We start from the raw sequence: 17,347 nt of genomic DNA on the forward strand, positions 1-17,347 counted from the left end.
CCACCTTGTTGAAAGCCCTCAGAAACCGCATCCGTGTCTATTTGCCGGAAAAATACCGCACGCCAGCCCCTGTTGTCCCCGTGGTCAGGCTGTCAGGTATTATTGGTGCGGGCAGTAATTTCAGACCCGGCCTCAATCTGGCCAGTGTCGCAGGTCCTTTGCAAAAAGCGTTTTCGCATAAAGATGCGCCGGCCGTCGCAATTGTAATCAACTCACCCGGCGGCTCCCCGGTTCAGTCGAATCTGATTTTTAAGAGGATTCGCCAACTGGCTGAGGAAAAAGAGAAAACCGTTCTTGTCTTCGTAGAGGATGTCGCGGCGTCCGGCGGGTACTTTATTGCTGTTGCCGGCGATGAAATTATCGCTGATCCATCGTCTGTCGTCGGATCCATCGGTGTGATTTCATCAGGTTTCGGCCTGACCCAAGCCATCAGCAAACTGGGCGTTGAGCGCCGCGTCTACACATCCGGTAAAAGCAAATCGACGCTGGATCCGTTCCTGCCTGAAAAGAAGCAAGACGTTGCCCATCTGAAACAGCTTCAGGAAGAAATCCACGAAACCTTTATTGATGTGGTCAAATCGCGCCGCGCCGATGTTTTGAAGGAAGATGACGAGACATTGTTCAACGGCCTTTTCTGGACGGGCAAAACAGCGCTGTCCATGGGTCTGATTGATGGCATCGGAGATTTGAGCTCAACTGTAAAAGAACGGTTCGGCGAAAAAACCAAGCTCAAGGTCATCGACACCAAAAAGGGATTTAGCATGCGACGTCTGTTTGGCGGTGCCATAGATGAGACAGCCATAAGCCGAATTGGTGACGGTATTATCGGATCTGTTGAAGAGCGTGCCCACTGGGCACGGTTTGGATTGTAGGCCCGGATATGCTGCTAAAAATACTTATCTTTGTCGGCAGTCTGATCGCCGTCTATGTCGCTTCTAAACGACATCAGATTTTTGCCAATCTGATGTCGAGGGTGAGCGACAATCTTGGTTCAAAAGAAGCTCCGCCAAAACAGGCGGACGCAAAACCTGCCGACACAGTGCAGGACGAGGCGGACCAGATAGAAGAACTGGATTATGATCCCGAGACCGGCCGTTATTCAGTTCGGAAAAAGCGGAAAAGCTGATCCTGCATTCATCGCCGCAGCGATTGCATTAGATGCGGATTCTTGCGTGCGCATATGGTTGCATGGCTTGACCCTTTGTCCGCGTCATGGCAACACCGCGCCACAATCGCGAAAAGCTTGTCCCAGGTCACCCCATGTCTCCATCTGATCAGCAGTCCACGGCACTTGATCTGCCGCCTCATATGCGCCCCGAGCGTTCCTTTCAGGGCCTTATACTGGCGCTGCAGCGTTTCTGGGCAGATTATGGCTGCGTCGTGCTGCAGCCTTACGATATGGAAGTGGGCGCGGGTACCTTTCATCCAGCGACTACATTGCGCGCTCTGGGTCACAAACCCTGGCGCGCCGCCTATGTGCAACCCTCACGCCGTCCAGGCGATGGCCGCTATGGTGAAAACCCCAACCGCCTGCAGCATTATTACCAGTTTCAGGTGCTGCTGAAACCCTCTCCACCGGACCTGCAGGACCTTTATCTGAAAAGTCTGGCAGCCATTGGTGTGGATGCAGCGCTCCATGATGTGCGCTTTGTCGAGGATGATTGGGAAAGCCCGACATTGGGTGCTTGGGGCCTGGGCTGGGAGTGTTGGTGCGACGGCATGGAAGTTTCGCAGTTCACGTATTTTCAGCAGGTTTGCGGTATTGAATGCAGCCCGGTTGCAGGCGAGCTGACCTATGGTCTGGAGCGTCTGGCCATGTATGTGCAGGGCGTCGACAATGTTTATGATCTGAATTTCAATGGCCGTGATGGTGACGAACGCATTTCCTACGGCGATGTCTTTTTGCAGGCCGAGCAGGAATATTCGCGTCATAATTTTGAACACGTCAACACAGACATTCTGTTTCAGCATTTCAAAGACGCCGAAGCCGAATGTCAGGCTCTGCTTGCGGCCGGCGCACGGCAGATGGAAGAAGCAGGGGATGGCATCCACAAAGTCGTACTCCCAGCCTATGACCAATGCATCAAAGCCAGTCATGTTTTCAATCTGCTGGATGCACGCGGTGTGATCTCGGTGACCGAGCGTCAAAGCTACATTCTGCGGGTGCGCGATCTGTCAAAGGCTTGCGGTGAGGCCTTCCTTCAAACCGAGGCCGGTGGCGCTGTTGCAAAGGAGAGCCAAAATGCCTGATCTCCTGCTAGAATTGTTTTCAGAAGAAATTCCTGCGCGCATGCAAAAGCGGGCCAGCGAAGATTTGCAAAAACTGGTGACCGATGGCCTGGTGAATGCTGGCCTGACCTATGAAGGTGCCAAAGGGTTTGCAACGCCGCGCCGTCTGGCCTTGACTGTGCATAGCGTAACTGCGCGCTCTGCCGATACCCGCGAAGAACGCAAAGGCCCCAAGGTCGGCGCGCCCGAAAAAGCGCTGGAAGGCTTTATGCGCGCAGCGGGCCTGTCCTCTATCGATGAGGCGCAAATCCAGAGCGACCCGAAAAAGGGCGAGTTCTATGTTGCCGTGATTGAAAAATCAGGCCGCGATGCGCAGGAAATTATCGCCGAGCTGATACCGGGCATGATCCGCAATTTTCCGTGGCCAAAATCCATGCGCTGGGGCGCAGGCTCCACCAAACCGGATACATTGCGCTGGGTGCGCCCATTGCGCTCCATCCTGTGTACATTCGGACCGGAAACCGAAGACCCTGAAGTGGTTGCATTTGAAGTCGATGGCATCACATCAGGCGATGTGACCTATGGCCACCGATTTATGGCGCCAGCACCTTTGCGCATCCGCCGGTTTGATGATTACACTGACAAGCTGAATGCAGCAAAAGTGGTGCTGGATAGCGCCCGCCGTGAAGAGATTATCCTCGAGGAAGCCAAGAATTTGGCGTTCTCCCAGAATTTGGATCTGGTGGAAGATACAGCTCTGCTGCTTGAAGTGGCTGGCCTTGTGGAATGGCCGATTGTGCTGATGGGTACATTTGATGAGCGGTTTTTAAACCTGCCCGATGAAGTGATCCAGCTCACCATTCGCGTCAACCAGAAATGCTTTGTGCTGCGTGATCCGAAATCCGGCGCTTTGACCAATCGCTTCATTCTTGTCTCCAACCTGATCGCCAGTGATGGCGGCAAACAGATAGTGGCCGGGAATGAAAAAGTGGTGCGGGCGCGCCTGTCCGATGCAATGTTCTTCTGGGAAACCGATCTGAAGACGCCACTGCAGGCACGGGTGGAAAAACTTGGAAACATTATTTTCCACGAACAACTGGGTACGCAATTGCAGCGCGTTGAGCGGATCAGCGCCCTTGCAAAAGCGCTGGCACCTGCCACCTCTGCAAACATTGTTGAGGCGGAACGGGCCGCTGAATTGTGCAAGGCCGATCTGGTCACCGAAATGGTCGGTGAGTTCCCGGAACTGCAGGGCCTGATGGGCCGCTACTACGCCACCGCGCAGGACGAAACCGGTGCGGTTGCGGCTGCCTGTGAAGACCACTATCGGCCACAGGGGCCGGGCGATACGGTTCCATCCGATCCGATTTCCGTTACAGTTGCGCTTTCTGACAAGCTGGACACACTGTCCGGTTTTTGGCTGATTGACGAAAAACCAACCGGATCAAAAGACCCTTATGCTCTGCGGCGCGCAGCGCTTGGCGTCATCCGTTTGATTTTGGAAAATAATATTGAACTGTCTCTGATCGGTGCCATTGAACAGGCCTGTTCCGGCCATCGCAATGGCGAGATGCAAGTGTCCGTTGCGGACGGTGTTGCGACGGATCTTCTGTCCTTCTTCCACGACCGGCTAAAGGTCTATTTGCGCGATCAGGGCCGTCGTCATGATTTGATTGATGCGGTTATCAGTGAAAGCGCCGATGATCTGCAACTCATCGTTCGCCGTGTCGAGGCATTGAGCGATTTTCTGGCAAGCGAAGACGGCAAGGCACTTTTGTCCGGCAGCAAACGGGCTGCCAACATTTTGCGTGCTGAGGAGAAGAAAGAAGGCAGGGCCTTCGACGGCACCGTGTCATCCGACCTTTTGTCCCTCCCGGCTGAAAAAGCATTGGCGGAAGCGGTGGATGCGTCGGTTGGCAAGGCGAAAGCAGCAGTGGACGCGCATGATTTTTCTGCAGCCATTGAAGCGCTTTCGGAACTGCGTGCGCCAGTAGATGCTTTTTTTGAGGATGTCATGGTCAATGATGACAATGCGCAAATCCGCGAAAACAGGCTGAATCTTCTCAATCGAATCCGGCAAGCCACGCAAACCGTTGCCGATTTCTCCAAAATCGAAGGGTAGTGGCAACATTATGGTGAATCAGATAAGAACGTGCTTTTTAGCGCAACATGGACTATTTGGAACTTGAAGATCGCCAGACGGTCACATTTCTTCGATAACAAAGATCAGATATACTCTCAGGGGAATACTCATGAATAAAGCAATTGTTGGAATTTTAGGTGCTGTTGTTGGTGCTGCAGGTGGCTATTTCGTCCAGGACGCGAATGTCAAAAACGTTATGGATGAAGTCACTGCATTGACAGAAAAAGCCACAGGCCTGGAAAGCATGGTTGACGAATCCAAGACTGCCGCCGAAACCGCTGTCGCTGACGCGGAAACCGCGCTTGAAACAGCCAAGGCTGAAGCACAGGCCGCACTGGAAGCTGCACAGGCAGAAACCGAAGCTGCCAAAGCTGCCGCTGAAGAGGCTGCAGCCGCACTTGAAGGCGCAGAAGCTGAAGCAGCTGTTGCGCTGGCTGCAGCAAAAGCCGACGCAGAAGTAGCTGTCATGACAGCAAAAGCTGAAGCGGAAGCAATGATGGCACAGGGTGAAGACGCTTCAACTGCTGAACTGAGAACCCAATTGTCTTCCTATCAGGATCAGGTCGCTGCTCTCACATCTGATCTGGCCAGCAAAGAAGTCATGGCCGCTGATCTGAGTTCCGCTGTTGATGGACTGAAAGCCGAAGCTGCTGAAAAAGCACAGATGACTGCTGATTTGAGCGCAGAGGTTGATGCCCTGACTGCCGAAGCTGCTACAAAAACGCAGATGGCCGCCGATCTTGAAGCACAAGTTGACGCTCTGACTGCTGAAGTTGCGACAAAAACGCAAATGGCGGACGATCTTGAAACACAAGTTGATGCTCTGACTGCTGAAGTTGCTGACTTGAATGCATCCATGGAACAGATGAAAGCTGAAATGGAAGCTGCTGCTTCTGATGTTGATGCGGCACCTGCCAATTAATCCATTCTGACAGCTGAAGTTTCAATCGGGCGGTCTGCATACAGGCCGCCCTTTTTTGTGTCGGCATGCAATGCTCGGTTACTTCAAAATCCCTGTTTCATGCTTCCTTAAGTGAACTCCGCGCATAAAGCCTGCTGAACCGAAATCTGTCAGATGCGGAATTGCGGGCATTGGTAGCATCACGAAAATCATTGAAAAGCAGGCTTAAATCAGTCCTTGTCATGCTGCGGCCTGCACAGAATTCCTCTGTGAATGACGATGAGGCGGACGTAGAAGAATCTGACACGACCTCTGCCGGTCGTGCGGGCCTGTTTGCACTCATTATCCGGCTGGCCAATGCCGCCATCGCCTATGTAACCCAGATTATCTTCGCGCGCATGCTGGGCGAATTTGAATATGGTGTTTTTGCGCTGGGTTGGGTGTGGATCGCCATTCTTGGTCATACCACCACATTCGGCTTCTCCATGAGCGCCATTCGCTACCTGGCACGCTATAAGGCAACAGGAGAGGCCGGGCTGGCAGTTGGTTTCTTCCGTTTTTCATTACTCATCCCATTGCTCGTCAGTTGCCTGGCTGCAATTCTGGGCGTGTTTCTTTTGACCTCCCGAGCTTTGCCTGTGCCGGAGTACTATGTGCTGCCCCTGATACTCGCCGCGGTCTGCGTGCCGCTTTTTGCGCTTCAGGATATGATGGAAAGCTTTGCCCGCGCCCGCCATTGGGTTTTGTTGGCACTGATACCAACCTACCTGTTGCGGCATGGCTTTCTTGGCCTGTTTTTGGTCCTGGCGGTTGTCATCGGGTTTGATGCTACGGCCGTCACTGCGCTTGTTGTTGCTTTCGCGGCCATCGGCCTGTCACTGGCCATACAGGCAAGCATTCTGGCCAAACGCCTCATTGATGAACGACGAGCGCTCCCAAAGGCGGTGCCGCCACTTTACGACCGCAGAACCTGGCTCAAAACATCCGCGCCCCTGGCCCTGCAGGATGGTGCTTCATTGCTGGTGTCCTATTCAGACATTCTGGTTCTCAGCTTTTTTGTGTCGCCCGGCGAAATCGGGATTTACTTTGCGGCGACCCGCATTGCGCAAATTGTCGGCTTTGTCCGCTTTGCAGCCTCAGCAGGAACCGCAAACGTCTTTTCCAAACTGAGTGCGCAGGGCAAGACAGATGAATTGAAATCCCTGTCCCGAGCCACAATCCGTATCTCATTCTGGCTATCGCTCATCGCCTGCGCATGTCTGGCCATTGCAGGTCCGCTGCTGCTGAAACTGTTTGGAGCAGGCTTTACTGTGGGCTACCCGGTTCTGCTGGTTTTGATGGCAGGCTTGCTGGTTCAGGCCGCGTTTTCATCAGCGGAAGATCTGCTTAACATGACCGGTCATCAGGGCATGACTGCGTCTTCTTATTTTGGTGCGCTTGTGGTCAATCTGGTTCTCAATCTGGCACTCATTCCCTATTTCGGTCTGATTGGAGCTGCGATTGCCACCTCCCTATCAATTGGCTTCCGGGTCATTTATCTGGCCTTCGGCGTTCGCTCCCGCCTCAATATTTCTCTATTTGGTGCCCAGTTCGGGCGCTAGAGTGCTTTCAACAATGATGAAATCCAGAATTAGTCACCTGCCAGAAAGAACTGCCAGACGCCATCGGGAGAAATGCCAAGGCGGAAAAAATTATAGGCGCCAAAGACCTTCATATCTTCGTAGTCGCCGGCTGTCACCAGAGTGAAGAGCTCCACGCGTTGCTGCGGTGTCAGCGTATCAATGCGAATATTTGCAAAATAGGGCCAGACATAAATCTCCGCATCCGTGCCCGCATCAATCTGGGCGTATCCGGCTTCCAGAACTTCCAGCATTATGGCCAGAATTTCCTGACCTTCCTCGTCTCCAGACAATTCGCGCAGATACAGAACCGGGTCTTCCACCTCTTCAAACGCCACAACCGGTATCTTGCCATTGGCTACAATAATGGCGGTCAGTGCAGCAAGATTGCCATTGCGCGCAGCTGTCAGTAGCGTTGCGTGGATTTGTTGAACTGCTTGCGGCAGCAACGTCATATCGTAGGAAATGCGCGGTGGTGCTTCAGCATCATTGGCGTTGTCAGGTATGGTACCCTCTACATCTGATGAGGGCACGGATTGCGACTTTAGGGAAAAGGATTCCGTTTCAACCGTTCTGGCCGCAAATGCCATGTCAGCGCACGTAAATAAAAACGCGCCAAACGCAAAAATCGGCAGACTATGAGAAAAGCGATTAAGTGAGGTGTGTGCAAACATAGAAACAGATAAGGGCTACAAGCCCCGATCTGTCAAATGAATATGTTTTGGATGTCCGCTGCCGGATAAAGGGTGCTAATTCAGCACCCTGAACATAGTGAATTCGCCGGTCTGGATGCGTTCTGGCAGTTTCGCGCAATAGTCTGCAGCAACGTCTTCACCGTTTTCGGTGACAATCCGCGAGAGCGCGGCAAATATGGAAGTTTCGATCAGAATACCTGGCTCAACGCCTTGTTCCAGGGCTTCTTCCCATGCGGCTTGAAGCGTGCACAGGGCAGTTCTCTGGCGGTCTGCGAGTCCAAAGTCCTCGTCGAAATCTTCTTCTTCCTGCCACAGATTCTGCATGATCAACCTCGATTTGTGCAATATTGTAGCTAATTTATCACAAAGCTGAATGAGTTGGCGCAGTACCTGATTTTAGGGTCAACAAAGTCTAAACGGTCAATTTCCAGCTGAATTTACTGTGGGGCAGCGGTGTCCGCAGCTTCAGCTGAAGAGTCGTCGGCAGGGTTTTCTGCATCGGCATCTGCAGGAATGGGTTGAACGGGGCGATATTTGGTGGCCATAACCCGCGTCAGTTCTACGGCCTCTGTTTCATAACGACGCAAAATCGTCTGCGCGGCAGGCGTGCAGGTGTTGTGAACCTGTTCCAGAACCGCAAAGGCTTTGTTGTATGTAGCCATGATACGGGCGCGTCTGCCGGGTGTCGGCTCTTCAGCTTCCAGCAAATTGGCCATCTGGTCTCGCCACACACCGCGTGGGTGGCGTTCGCACAAGGGATGCAGGAATTCCAAAGACCCCATGATGCTGACGAGGCGAAGTAGCTCATTTTCGTAGGGTGGCAAACCGTCGCCCGACTGTGCAGACTGCGCATGTGCTGATCCCATCAGCATTGGCAGCAGGCACAAGCCAGCAAAAGAAACGGCACGGATGCGATTTGAGTTTGAAATCATAACCGCACCGTGCCGTGATGGCATTCAAATTTCAAGATTGATCTTGGTCCAGAGTGTCTTATTCCTGAATTATTTCTGCGTCGGGATGAAAGGCTAGAAAAGCAAACGCAAAGGTTACGTCGTAAACCGCCTCGTCACCTCGGCTGCCATCGGCATTTAGCTGATAAGCCACGACATTTCCAACATCCTTGCCTTCGGCAATACGACTGGTGTCCAGCGCAGAGTTCTGGCCGCTTTCCCATGTCAGCTCTACATCGCCAAGCTTCACCGATGCCTGATCACGCAGATGCGTCAGTGTTGTTGCCTTTGGCTCACCATCCTGTTTGACAACGACAACGCGCACCATTGGCCCGATATCGGAGGGCAGATCGCCACGGAACAACGGATACGGCGCGCCGCGACTGTCATAATTGACGTAAGGGTTGGAGCCGTAACGGCGCATATTTGGATTGTTCGGAACAAGCACTTTTCCGTCCGGATTGGCTTTCGCAAAGCGTTCAAAACTTTCCACACGGCTGGGGATCATCCGCAAATCCGTATCCAGCAATTCACCGACAATGGCGTTTCCTGTAAATTGCTGCCACCAGGATTCAGTCTGTCGATCATACATCACCAGATCAGAATTCCTGAGTTTCCCCGTGGTGCCAAAATCCAGTAATTGTTCACCAACCCGGCGGTCAAACACCAGTGCGGAATTACATAATGGGCAATAGGTAACTGCCACAGGCGTGCCGCCGACTTCATCATTCACAATTTCATGCCACGTCATGACCTGAAGCGGATAGGCGCGAATATCTCCGTTTATGTCCAACCGGATCACCGGCTCCAACGGCCCAAGATCGGTGATATCTTTTGCGGCCACAAATTGCGGATTGTCTATGGATGGAATTCCGTCGCGCGGAGGCCCGCCCGACAGGATTTCGTCGAATTCGATACTGCTCTTGGAAAAATCTGTCTGCCAACCTTCCGAGCGCCACAAACCCGCATCGGCAAATGCCTGGCTGGCGATTATAAGCAACAGCGGTACCAGCCCCGCTATGATCGATATCTGTAAGGCAGATGGAAGTCGCTTGTGGTCTGCGACAGCTGACTGCACGGGCTTCACTATGGGCATGACAAACCTCCCGGTTAATTATTCGCGAACTTATCTCTTCCACTGAGATTGTCATGTTTGCTGTGCATCACCAATCAATCCTGTTCACGGAGTTGTGACCGCAGCCCACCAATCTTCAAAAGGGAAGGCCCAGGCTCTCTTTGCTGTGTGCCAGGATGTCAGCAAGTCCGGGGACGGTTTCTAAATCCAGAAGGTCGGTAACGCTCATCCATTTTGCATCTGCGGCATCGTCCCCGGCAGCAAGATCGCCGACGGGATTTTCCGCCCGGACACAATTCAACACGTAGTGAAAGCCATCTTCAATTATCTCTCTGATGAAGAATATGTTTTTGGGAATGGCTTTCAGGCTGGTTTCTTCGCGCAACTCTCGTATTGCAGCGGCGGCAATGGTTTCCCCAGCATCGACTTTGCCACCTGGCAATGCCCAAAGGCCCTTGTTTGGTGCATTGGCACGCCGCACAAGCAATATTTTGTCGTCCTGCCAAATAGCGACGCAAACTGCTAAAACTGGATGTTGCACTGAATGAGAATTTGTTGGCACCATAAAATCCGGTCTGAGTCGCTGATTGTCTATCAGTGACCTAGTTTGTTTGTAGGAGGTCGCTTGTCAATTGTGTGGTCGATTAACATTAACGCACCCAAACGAGGCAGTTGCCGCGCTTTTTAAATATGAAAGCGACGACAAGGCCGCAGAGGAATTCCCGCCAAGATACAATATCGGCCCGACGCAACCCATTGTAACGATCCGGCAGGAGATGTCGCGCCGTGTTATGCGCCTTGTTCGCTGGGGGCTTGTGCCCGCCTGGGTCAAGGACCCGCAGCAATTTACCCTGTTGATTAATGCCCGGGCAGAAACCGTGCGCGAGAAACCAAGTTTCAGAGGCTCCATGCGTCATCATCGGTGTTTGGTGCCCGCGACCGGCTATTACGAGTGGCGTCGGGAAGGGGGGCAAAAGCAACCCTTCTACATGCGTCCCAAAACTGGAGATTTGTTTGCAATGGCGGGGCTTTGGGCCGAATGGTCTGGTCCCGACGGCAATCTGATCGATTCCGGTGCTTTACTTACCCAGCCTGCCAATGAGGCATTATCTGGCATTCACCACCGGATGCCAATTGTCCTGACGCCGGATCTATTTGACGACTGGTTGAATGTCTCGCAGATAGATGCACCCGAAGCACACCGATTGCTGAGGCCCGTCCCTGAAGACTTTTTTGAAGCGATACCCGTCAGCTCTCGCGTCAATCACATCCGCAATGACGATTCGGAGCTCATAAATAGAGTTGAAACTGAAACCAATAGTGAAGCACCGCAAACAGCCAAAGATGCACAACTGGACCTGTTTTAGACATTGCCTTTCAAAGGTGATCAGCACTGGACGTATGCAAATCGCTATGACAGATTTTGATTAAATTATTATCAGTCTGACGTACAGAATCAAAACCACAAACCATAAAGTGCGATAGAGCAACACAACCAACTTTGGGGCAAAGGCGAGTTGAATGGACCACTATGATCTGATTGTGATCGGAAGCGGCCCGGCAGGGCGGCGCGCTGCCATTCAGGCGGCAAAACTTGGAAAAGACGTTCTGGTGGTGGAGCGCGGTCGACGCGTTGGCGGCGTGTCCGTCCATACTGGCACCATCCCGTCAAAAACCTTGCGCGAAACAGCCCTGAATCTTTCAGGCTGGCGGGAGCGTGGCTTCTATGGACGTTCTTATCGGGTCAAACAGGATATTTCCGCAGATGATCTGCGCACCCGGCTTCACATCACGCTTGGTCATGAAGTTGAAGTTCTGGAGCATCAGTTTGCCCGTAATCAGGTGACCACCCTGGCCGGAGAAGCTAAATTTCAGGACGCCAAGACCATCGAAGTGACTGGCGAGGAGGGCGAAATCTTCCATTTCACCGCCGACTTCTTTCTGCTGGCTGTGGGGACAGTTCCTTTCAAGCCGGATTACGTTCCTTTTGACGGCGTATCGGTGTTTGACAGCGACAGCATTCTGGAACTTGGCAAACTGCCACGGTCATTGGCCGTGATTGGGGCCGGTGTCATCGGCATCGAATATGCCACCATTTTCAGCGCACTGGATGTGAATGTCACTCTGATTGAGCCACGTGACACAATGCTGGACTTCATCGACAAGGAACTGGTCAGCGACTTCACCTATCAGCTCCGCGACAGGGGTGTGGTTCTGCGTATGGGCAATGCTGTTACAAAGGTAACGAAACGCGATAATGGCGGCTGCACCATAGAACTGGAAGGTGGTCGGTCGATTCGATCAGAGACCGTATTGTTTGCGGCCGGGCGCATGGGCGCAACGCCCAATCTCAATCTTGAGGCGGTCGGGCTGGAATGTGACCACCGCGGACGCTTGAAGGTCAATCCTGCAACGTTTCAGACGGCCGTCCCGCATATCTATGCCGCTGGTGATGTTATCGGCTTCCCAAGTCTTGCTTCCACATCGATGGAACAGGGCCGCATTGCTGCCTGTCATGCCCTTGAGGTGGAATCTCATGCGCCGCCTGAATTTTTCCCCTATGGCATTTATTCCGTTCCGGAAATTTCAACTGTGGGTTTGACAGAAGAAGAGGTGAAAGAGCGCGACATCCCGTATGAGGTGGGAATTGCCAGATTCCGCGAAACGTCCAGAGGGCACATTATGGGGTTGGATTCAGGTCTCCTGAAAATGATCTTCTCTCTCAAGACGAGGCGTTTGCTGGGCTGTCACATCGTGGGTGAGGGGGCAACAGAACTGATCCATATCGGCCAGGCGGTTCTCAACCTTCAGGGAACGCTGGACTATTTTGTCGAGAACGCATTCAATTATCCAACCCTTGCCGAGGCCTACAAGATCGCGGCACTGGATGCCTGGAACCGTATGCAATCCGAATGATGGACATAGCCGTTGTCAAGGATATTGATCTTCAGGTGGCGTTTGATCTGCTCGCCCTGATAGGGACGGCTGTGTTTGCTATCAGCGGTGCATTGCTCGGTCTGCGCAATCGCATGGACATTGTTGGTGTTTCTTTTGTGGCCACGGTTACGGGCGTTGGCGGCGGCACCCTGCGGGATTTGCTGCTGGGCGCAACACCGGTCAGTTGGGTTGAACGCCCAATTGAAATTGCCATCTGCATTATCTGTGCAGTGGTGGTGAGCCTGTTCAATACAAAGATGCTCGGCCGTCGTATGCAGTGGTTGCTTTATGCTGATGCGGCCGGACTGGCCCTGTTCTGTGTGCTGGGAGCCGCAAAGGCAGAAGAGGCCGGCGCGCATGCGATGGTGGCGATCCTATTTGGGGCCATGAGCGCCAGTTTCGGCGGCCTGTTGCGAGACGTCATCTGCAATGAAGCTCCGATCATCATGCGCAAGGAAATCTATATCACAGCCGCTCTGGCAGGCGCGGCTGTTTATGTCCTGCTGCCAGCCTCAATAGGGTTTGATATCCGTGCCTTGGCCGGATTAACGGTTGCCTTGGTGTTGCGCATATCGGCCATTCGCTATGGCTGGAACCTGCCCTTTCCAAAATATGACGACGAATAGTTGCTACGGCAGCAAAGCACCGGGATTGAACACGCCATCAGGATCGAGTGTGCGTTTCATCTGGCGCATCATGTCCAGTTCCACATCCGATTTGATATGAGGCATCAGTTTTGCCTTCAGCCGCCCAATGCCGTGTTCGGCAGAGACAGAGCCGCCATATGCCGCAACAATGTCATGGACCACGGTGTTGACCCGATCCCACTCAGCCAGAAAGGCGTCCTTGTCGGCACCGATGGGCTGGCTGACATTGAAGTGAATGTTGCCATCACCAAGATGCCCAAACGGCACGGGACGACAATTCGGGATCGTGGCCTTAACGGCAGCGCTGGCTTCCAGAATGAAATCAGGCATTTTCGAAACCGGGACAGAAACGTCATGCTTGATTGAGCCGCCCTCAAATTTCTGGACTTCTGACATGGCATGCCGCAAGCGCCAGAAAGCATCCTGTTGGGCAAGGGAATTGGCAAGCACCGCATCATTGACATGGCCTGCGTCGAAAGCCGTTTCGAAGGCCTCGGCCATAAGCGCTTCAGCTTCGGCATCCGAGCGACCGCTGGAAATCTCAATCACAGCATACCACGGATGCTCGCCCTCTAATGGGTCACGTGCACCCTCAAGGTGGCGATATGTATACTCCATCCCGATCCGCGGAATGAGCTCAAACCCGGTGAGATTTGAGCCAGCCAACCCTTGCGCAATATTCAGTGTTGCAAGGGCTGCATGAGGGGACTCAAAGCCCATAAAGGCAACTTGTTTGCCTTTCGGTTTGGGGAAAAGTTTCAGTGTAGCGGCTGTTACAAGACCCAAAGTGCCTTCTGCGCCGATGAATAATTGTTTCAGGTCGTAACCTGTGTTGTTCTTTCGCAAGGCACGCAGTCCGTTCCAGATGCGCCCATCGGCAAGAACCACTTCAAGTCCGAGCACCAGATCGCGCGTATTTCCATAGGCCAGAACACCCGTGCCGCCCGCATTGCTGGAGATATTCCCGCCAATCTGGCACGAGCCCTGTGAGCCCAGCGACAGTGGAAAAAACCGATCCGCATCCGAAGCTGCCTGTTGAATACGCTCCAGCACAACGCCTGCTTCCACGGTGATTGAATTGCCCTCTGAATCGAGGTTTCGTATGGCGTTAAGTCTGTCTGTAGACAGGATAATATGGTTTTTTTCATCGTCGGGCATTTGCCCGCCAACAAGCCCGGTATTGCCGCCCTGTGGAATGATTTTCAGCCCGTGAGAGCAAGCCAGCTTCACGGCATCACTGACTTCCTGTGTTGTTGAGGGTCGAACTACCGCAAGTGCCTTGCCTTGGTAAAGGCCGCGCCATTCGCGCAAATAGGGTTGCATGTCATCTTGATTGCTCAGCACGGCATTGGCGCCAAGCGCGTTTTTGAATTCTGAAAGCATGAAATTGGTTTCTTAAGGCCTGACTGTGTGTTGCATCTGCTTGAAGCTGCTAAGCGCTTGTGGCATAAGCCGCCTCGATCCAGAGTCCGATCCCGGACCCTGAACACAGACCCCGACGCCACAGACTTTGCCCCACCCGGCGGCCTGCTTGCAAGAATAATCAAGGACGTTTTCAATGGCTGACGAATTTGCCAATCTTACCGGTAACATCATGAAGGGCAAAAAAGGCCTCATCATGGGGCTTGCCAACAATCGCTCCATTGCCTGGGGAATTGCCAAAGCTTGTCATGAACAGGGCGCGGATCTGGCATTTACCTATCAGGGCGATGCGCTGAAAAAGCGGGTTGAGCCATTGGTAGCGGAATTGGGCGGCCATGTTGCGGGCCATTGCGATGTGACGGACACGGCGACCATCGACGCCGTCTTTGCCGATTTGGAACAACATTGGGGCAAGCTCGACTTTGTCGTGCATGCCATCGCCTTTTCCGACAAGGCAGAATTGACCGGGCGCTATGTAGATACATCCGAAGCAAATTTTCAGAAGACAATGCTCATTTCGGTTTACTCGCTGACGGCTGTCACACAACGAGCAGAAAAGCTGATGACCGATGGCGGGTCAATTTTGACGCTGACCTATTTCGGCGCTGAAAAAGTTATGCCGCATTACAATGTCATGGGCGTTGCCAAAGCTGGACTGGAAGCATCTGTGCGTTATCTGGCCGTTGATCTCGGCCCCAAGAAAATCCGTGTAAATGCATTGTCTGCTGGCCCAATCAAGACATTGGCTGCCTCCGGCATTGGTGATTTCCGCTATATCCTGGACTGGAATGAAAACAATTCGCCCCTGCGCCAGACAGTGACAACTGATCAGGTTGGTCGCTCCGCCTTTTATCTGCTGTCTGATCTCAGCAGTGGGGTTACCGGAGAGGTTCACCATGTGGATTCCGGATACCACGTCGTTGGCATGAAAGCCGTCGATGCGCCTGATATTGTTGTAAACAAGAAGTAGCCACACAGTGAAACACACGATTTACTTTGTCCGCCATGGTCAGACGGACTGGAACCATGTTGGCCGCTTTCAGGGCCAGATGGACATTCCGCTCAATGACACAGGACGTGATCAGGCACGGCGCAATGGACGCGCTCTGAAAGATCATTTGTCCTCATTCGATTTGCCATTTCTGGCAAGCCCTATGTCGCGGACCAGCGAAACCATGGAATTGCTGCGCGGTGAAATGGGATTGCCACCGACCGATTACGCCACCGATGACCGATTGAAGGAAATTGGCTTTGGTAAGTTTGAAGGTCTCACGGCAGCGGAGATTGACGAACAGCATGCGGATCTGGAATCCGAGCGGAGACGTGATAAATTCCATTTTGCACCGCCTGGAGGCGAAAGCTACGCGATGCTGACAGAGCGTGTGCGCGGCGTCATTGAGTCCATCGACAGGGATATCGTGATTGTCTCCCACGGCGGCGTTAGTCGCGCAGTGCGCGGTATTTTGCAAAATCTTTCGGGCGACGAAGTTCTGGCTCTGCCAACCCCGCAGGATCAGGTGATGAAGCTTGTTGATGGGCGTGTCCTGCTGGTCTAGCAGAACATCAAATCCAACGTTGTGTTTGACCCAAACGCTGCACTCACTTAAACACCGGTCACCAGCAATTAGTGGCGTACTCTCATGTCTCACAACAGTTTTGGCCATCTCTTCCGCGTCACCACATGGGGCGAAAGCCACGGCCCGGCACTGGGCTGTGTGGTGGATGGATGTCCGCCCCGTCTGCCGATTTCCGAAGAAATGATCCAGCAATGGATGGAAAAGCGCCGTCCCGGCCAATCACGCTTCACCACACAGCGCAAAGAACCGGATCAGGTGCGCATTCTGTCCGGTGTTTTCCCAGATGAGGAAACCGGCACATTGCTGACAACCGGCACGCCGATCTCGCTGATGATCGAGAATGTAGATCAGCGCTCAAAAGATTATTCTGAAATCAAGGAACGCTATCGTCCCGGTCATGCTGATTTCACCTATGATTCCAAATATGGCATCCGCGACTATCGCGGCGGTGGGCGCTCATCAGCACGCGAGACAGCTGCGCGCGTTGCGGCAGGAGCCATTGCCCGTCAGGTCATCAACCCGATGCGTGTGCGCGGCGCTCTGGTGCAGATCGGAGACATTGCGGTCGACCGGGATCGCTGGAACTGGGATGAAGTCGACAACAATCCATTCTTCTGTCCCGATCCCGTTATTGCTAAGGAATGGGAAACCTATCTGGATGGAATTCGCAAGGCGGGTTCCAGTGTCGGTGCCATCATCGAAGTGGTCGCGGATCAGGTGCCGGTTGGCCTTGGCGCGCCGGTCTACGGCAAGCTGGATCAGGATATTGCTTCCGCCTTCATGTCGATCAACGCGGTAAAGGGTGTGGAAATTGGCAATGGCTTTGAGGCCGCCCGCTTAAGTGGTGAGGACAATGCCGACGAAATGCGCATGGGAGACGATGGCAAACCCGTCTTTTTGTCCAACAAGGCAGGCGGCATTCTGGGTGGCATTTCCTCCGGCGAGCCGGTTGTGGCGCGCTTTGCAGTGAAACCGACCTCTTCCATTTTGACAACGCGCAAAAGTGTGACCCGAAGTGGTGAGGAAGTTGATGTGCGCACCAAGGGGCGGCATGACCCGTGCGTCGGTATCCGCGCCGTGCCGATTGGCGAGGCGATGACGGCCTGTGTTCTGGCCGACCATTTTCTGCGTCACCGTGGACAGAATGGCTGA

General features: G+C 53.3%; 18 protein-coding genes. 12 read left to right on the forward strand and 6 right to left on the reverse strand.

Features of this window, described 5'->3' with window-relative positions; genetic code table 11:
* The first annotated feature begins 8 nt into the window (after nucleotides 1-8).
* The 6 genes from RAL91_RS10135 (at nucleotide 9) to RAL91_RS10160 (ending at nucleotide 6,874) form a co-directional block, all read left to right on the forward strand.
* A complete protein-coding gene (locus RAL91_RS10135) occupies nucleotides 9-872 on the forward strand; it encodes a S49 family peptidase (RefSeq protein ID WP_306262877.1) in 864 nt (287 codons plus the stop codon).
* Nucleotides 873-880: 8 nt separating this feature from the next.
* Nucleotides 881-1,126 carry a hypothetical protein gene (locus tag RAL91_RS10140; RefSeq protein WP_306261893.1) on the forward strand — a complete coding sequence of 82 codons (246 nt, stop codon included), beginning with the start codon at nucleotides 881-883 and terminating at the stop codon, nucleotides 1,124-1,126.
* A 134-nt stretch (nucleotides 1,127-1,260) separates the two neighbouring features.
* Nucleotides 1,261-2,250: a glycine--tRNA ligase subunit alpha gene (locus RAL91_RS10145; protein WP_306261894.1), complete on the forward strand. Its 990-nt coding sequence runs from the start codon at nucleotides 1,261-1,263 to the stop codon at nucleotides 2,248-2,250.
* Entirely contained in the window at nucleotides 2,243-4,351 is a 2,109-nt protein-coding gene (gene glyS / locus RAL91_RS10150; RefSeq protein WP_306261895.1) for a glycine--tRNA ligase subunit beta, read from the forward strand. The genes RAL91_RS10145 and glyS overlap by 8 nt, the downstream gene beginning before the upstream one ends.
* A gap of 130 nt (nucleotides 4,352-4,481) precedes the next feature.
* On the forward strand, nucleotides 4,482-5,294 hold the full coding sequence (locus RAL91_RS10155; protein ID WP_306261896.1) for a hypothetical protein: 813 nt from the start codon (nucleotides 4,482-4,484) through the stop codon (nucleotides 5,292-5,294).
* A 221-nt stretch (nucleotides 5,295-5,515) separates the two neighbouring features.
* Nucleotides 5,516-6,874: an oligosaccharide flippase family protein gene (locus RAL91_RS10160; protein ID WP_306261897.1), complete on the forward strand. Its 1,359-nt coding sequence runs from the start codon at nucleotides 5,516-5,518 to the stop codon at nucleotides 6,872-6,874.
* Nucleotides 6,875-6,903: 29 nt separating this feature from the next.
* On the opposite strand, the gene RAL91_RS10165 is transcribed toward RAL91_RS10160, so the two are convergent.
* From RAL91_RS10165 to RAL91_RS10185, 5 genes are all read right to left on the reverse strand, one after another.
* The gene (locus tag RAL91_RS10165; protein WP_306261898.1) at nucleotides 6,904-7,482 is read right to left on the reverse strand and encodes a hypothetical protein; all 579 of its coding nucleotides are present in this window, start codon (nucleotides 7,480-7,482) and stop codon (nucleotides 6,904-6,906) included.
* A gap of 159 nt (nucleotides 7,483-7,641) precedes the next feature.
* Nucleotides 7,642-7,911 (reverse strand): hypothetical protein, encoded by a 270-nt coding sequence (locus tag RAL91_RS10170; protein WP_306261899.1) that lies wholly within the window; start codon nucleotides 7,909-7,911, stop codon nucleotides 7,642-7,644.
* 113 nt (nucleotides 7,912-8,024) lie between these two features.
* On the reverse strand, nucleotides 8,025-8,543 hold the full coding sequence (locus RAL91_RS10175; RefSeq protein WP_306261900.1) for a TIGR02301 family protein: 519 nt from the start codon (nucleotides 8,541-8,543) through the stop codon (nucleotides 8,025-8,027).
* A gap of 34 nt (nucleotides 8,544-8,577) precedes the next feature.
* Nucleotides 8,578-9,633 carry a DUF3179 domain-containing protein gene (locus RAL91_RS10180; RefSeq protein ID WP_306261901.1) on the reverse strand — a complete coding sequence of 352 codons (1,056 nt, stop codon included), beginning with the start codon at nucleotides 9,631-9,633 and terminating at the stop codon, nucleotides 8,578-8,580.
* 115 nt (nucleotides 9,634-9,748) lie between these two features.
* Nucleotides 9,749-10,177 (reverse strand): NUDIX hydrolase, encoded by a 429-nt coding sequence (locus tag RAL91_RS10185; RefSeq protein WP_306261902.1) that lies wholly within the window; start codon nucleotides 10,175-10,177, stop codon nucleotides 9,749-9,751.
* A 67-nt stretch (nucleotides 10,178-10,244) separates the two neighbouring features.
* On the opposite strand from RAL91_RS10185, the gene RAL91_RS10190 reads away from it, so the two are divergent.
* From RAL91_RS10190 to RAL91_RS10200, 3 genes are all read left to right on the forward strand, one after another.
* On the forward strand, nucleotides 10,245-10,979 hold the full coding sequence (locus RAL91_RS10190) for an SOS response-associated peptidase (protein ID WP_306261903.1): 735 nt from the start codon (nucleotides 10,245-10,247) through the stop codon (nucleotides 10,977-10,979).
* A gap of 154 nt (nucleotides 10,980-11,133) precedes the next feature.
* Nucleotides 11,134-12,528, forward strand: coding sequence for a Si-specific NAD(P)(+) transhydrogenase (gene sthA / locus RAL91_RS10195; RefSeq protein ID WP_306261904.1), 1,395 nt, complete (start codon nucleotides 11,134-11,136; stop codon nucleotides 12,526-12,528).
* Nucleotides 12,525-13,175 carry a trimeric intracellular cation channel family protein gene (locus tag RAL91_RS10200; RefSeq protein ID WP_306261905.1) on the forward strand — a complete coding sequence of 217 codons (651 nt, stop codon included), beginning with the start codon at nucleotides 12,525-12,527 and terminating at the stop codon, nucleotides 13,173-13,175. The genes sthA and RAL91_RS10200 overlap by 4 nt, the downstream gene beginning before the upstream one ends.
* Nucleotides 13,176-13,178: 3 nt before the next feature.
* Here the strand turns inward: RAL91_RS10200 and RAL91_RS10205 are convergent, their stop codons facing one another.
* Nucleotides 13,179-14,579, reverse strand: a complete 1,401-nt coding sequence (locus RAL91_RS10205) for an FAD-binding oxidoreductase (RefSeq protein ID WP_306261906.1) — start codon at nucleotides 14,577-14,579, stop codon at nucleotides 13,179-13,181.
* Between the two features lie 175 nt (nucleotides 14,580-14,754).
* On the opposite strand from RAL91_RS10205, the gene fabI reads away from it, so the two are divergent.
* The 3 genes from fabI (at nucleotide 14,755) to aroC (ending at nucleotide 17,347) form a co-directional block, all read left to right on the forward strand.
* The gene (fabI, locus tag RAL91_RS10210) at nucleotides 14,755-15,588 is read left to right on the forward strand and encodes an enoyl-ACP reductase FabI (RefSeq protein ID WP_306261907.1); all 834 of its coding nucleotides are present in this window, start codon (nucleotides 14,755-14,757) and stop codon (nucleotides 15,586-15,588) included.
* Nucleotides 15,589-15,595: 7 nt separating this feature from the next.
* Complete coding sequence (locus tag RAL91_RS10215; protein WP_306261909.1) at nucleotides 15,596-16,174, forward strand: histidine phosphatase family protein; 579 nt, start codon at nucleotides 15,596-15,598, stop codon at nucleotides 16,172-16,174.
* 84 nt (nucleotides 16,175-16,258) lie between these two features.
* On the forward strand, nucleotides 16,259-17,347 hold the full coding sequence (gene aroC, locus RAL91_RS10220; protein WP_306261911.1) for a chorismate synthase: 1,089 nt from the start codon (nucleotides 16,259-16,261) through the stop codon (nucleotides 17,345-17,347).

It is taken from the genome of Pararhizobium sp. IMCC21322 (assembly GCF_030758295.1).
Taxonomy (GTDB): domain Bacteria; phylum Pseudomonadota; class Alphaproteobacteria; order Rhizobiales.

Excerpts from the sequence above, each read along its gene's own strand:
- fabI (WP_306261907.1), top strand. The coding sequence starts at position 14,755 with ATGGCTGACGAATTTGCCAATCTTACCGGTAACATCATGAAGGGCAAA.
- RAL91_RS10205 (WP_306261906.1), bottom strand. The coding sequence starts at position 14,579 with ATGCTTTCAGAATTCAAAAACGCGCTTGGCGCCAATGCCGTGCTGAGC.
- RAL91_RS10155 (WP_306261896.1), top strand. The coding sequence starts at position 4,482 with ATGAATAAAGCAATTGTTGGAATTTTAGGTGCTGTTGTTGGTGCTGCA.
- RAL91_RS10175 (WP_306261900.1), bottom strand. The coding sequence starts at position 8,543 with ATGCCATCACGGCACGGTGCGGTTATGATTTCAAACTCAAATCGCATC.
- sthA (WP_306261904.1), top strand. The coding sequence starts at position 11,134 with ATGGACCACTATGATCTGATTGTGATCGGAAGCGGCCCGGCAGGGCGG.
- RAL91_RS10145 (WP_306261894.1), top strand. The coding sequence starts at position 1,261 with ATGTCTCCATCTGATCAGCAGTCCACGGCACTTGATCTGCCGCCTCAT.
- aroC (WP_306261911.1), top strand. The coding sequence starts at position 16,259 with ATGTCTCACAACAGTTTTGGCCATCTCTTCCGCGTCACCACATGGGGC.
- RAL91_RS10140 (WP_306261893.1), top strand. The coding sequence starts at position 881 with ATGCTGCTAAAAATACTTATCTTTGTCGGCAGTCTGATCGCCGTCTAT.
- RAL91_RS10200 (WP_306261905.1), top strand. The coding sequence starts at position 12,525 with ATGATGGACATAGCCGTTGTCAAGGATATTGATCTTCAGGTGGCGTTT.
- glyS (WP_306261895.1), top strand. The coding sequence starts at position 2,243 with ATGCCTGATCTCCTGCTAGAATTGTTTTCAGAAGAAATTCCTGCGCGC.
- RAL91_RS10165 (WP_306261898.1), bottom strand. The coding sequence starts at position 7,482 with ATGGCATTTGCGGCCAGAACGGTTGAAACGGAATCCTTTTCCCTAAAG.
- RAL91_RS10160 (WP_306261897.1), top strand. The coding sequence starts at position 5,516 with ATGCTGCGGCCTGCACAGAATTCCTCTGTGAATGACGATGAGGCGGAC.
- RAL91_RS10180 (WP_306261901.1), bottom strand. The coding sequence starts at position 9,633 with ATGCCCATAGTGAAGCCCGTGCAGTCAGCTGTCGCAGACCACAAGCGA.
- RAL91_RS10185 (WP_306261902.1), bottom strand. The coding sequence starts at position 10,177 with ATGGTGCCAACAAATTCTCATTCAGTGCAACATCCAGTTTTAGCAGTT.
- RAL91_RS10170 (WP_306261899.1), bottom strand. The coding sequence starts at position 7,911 with ATGCAGAATCTGTGGCAGGAAGAAGAAGATTTCGACGAGGACTTTGGA.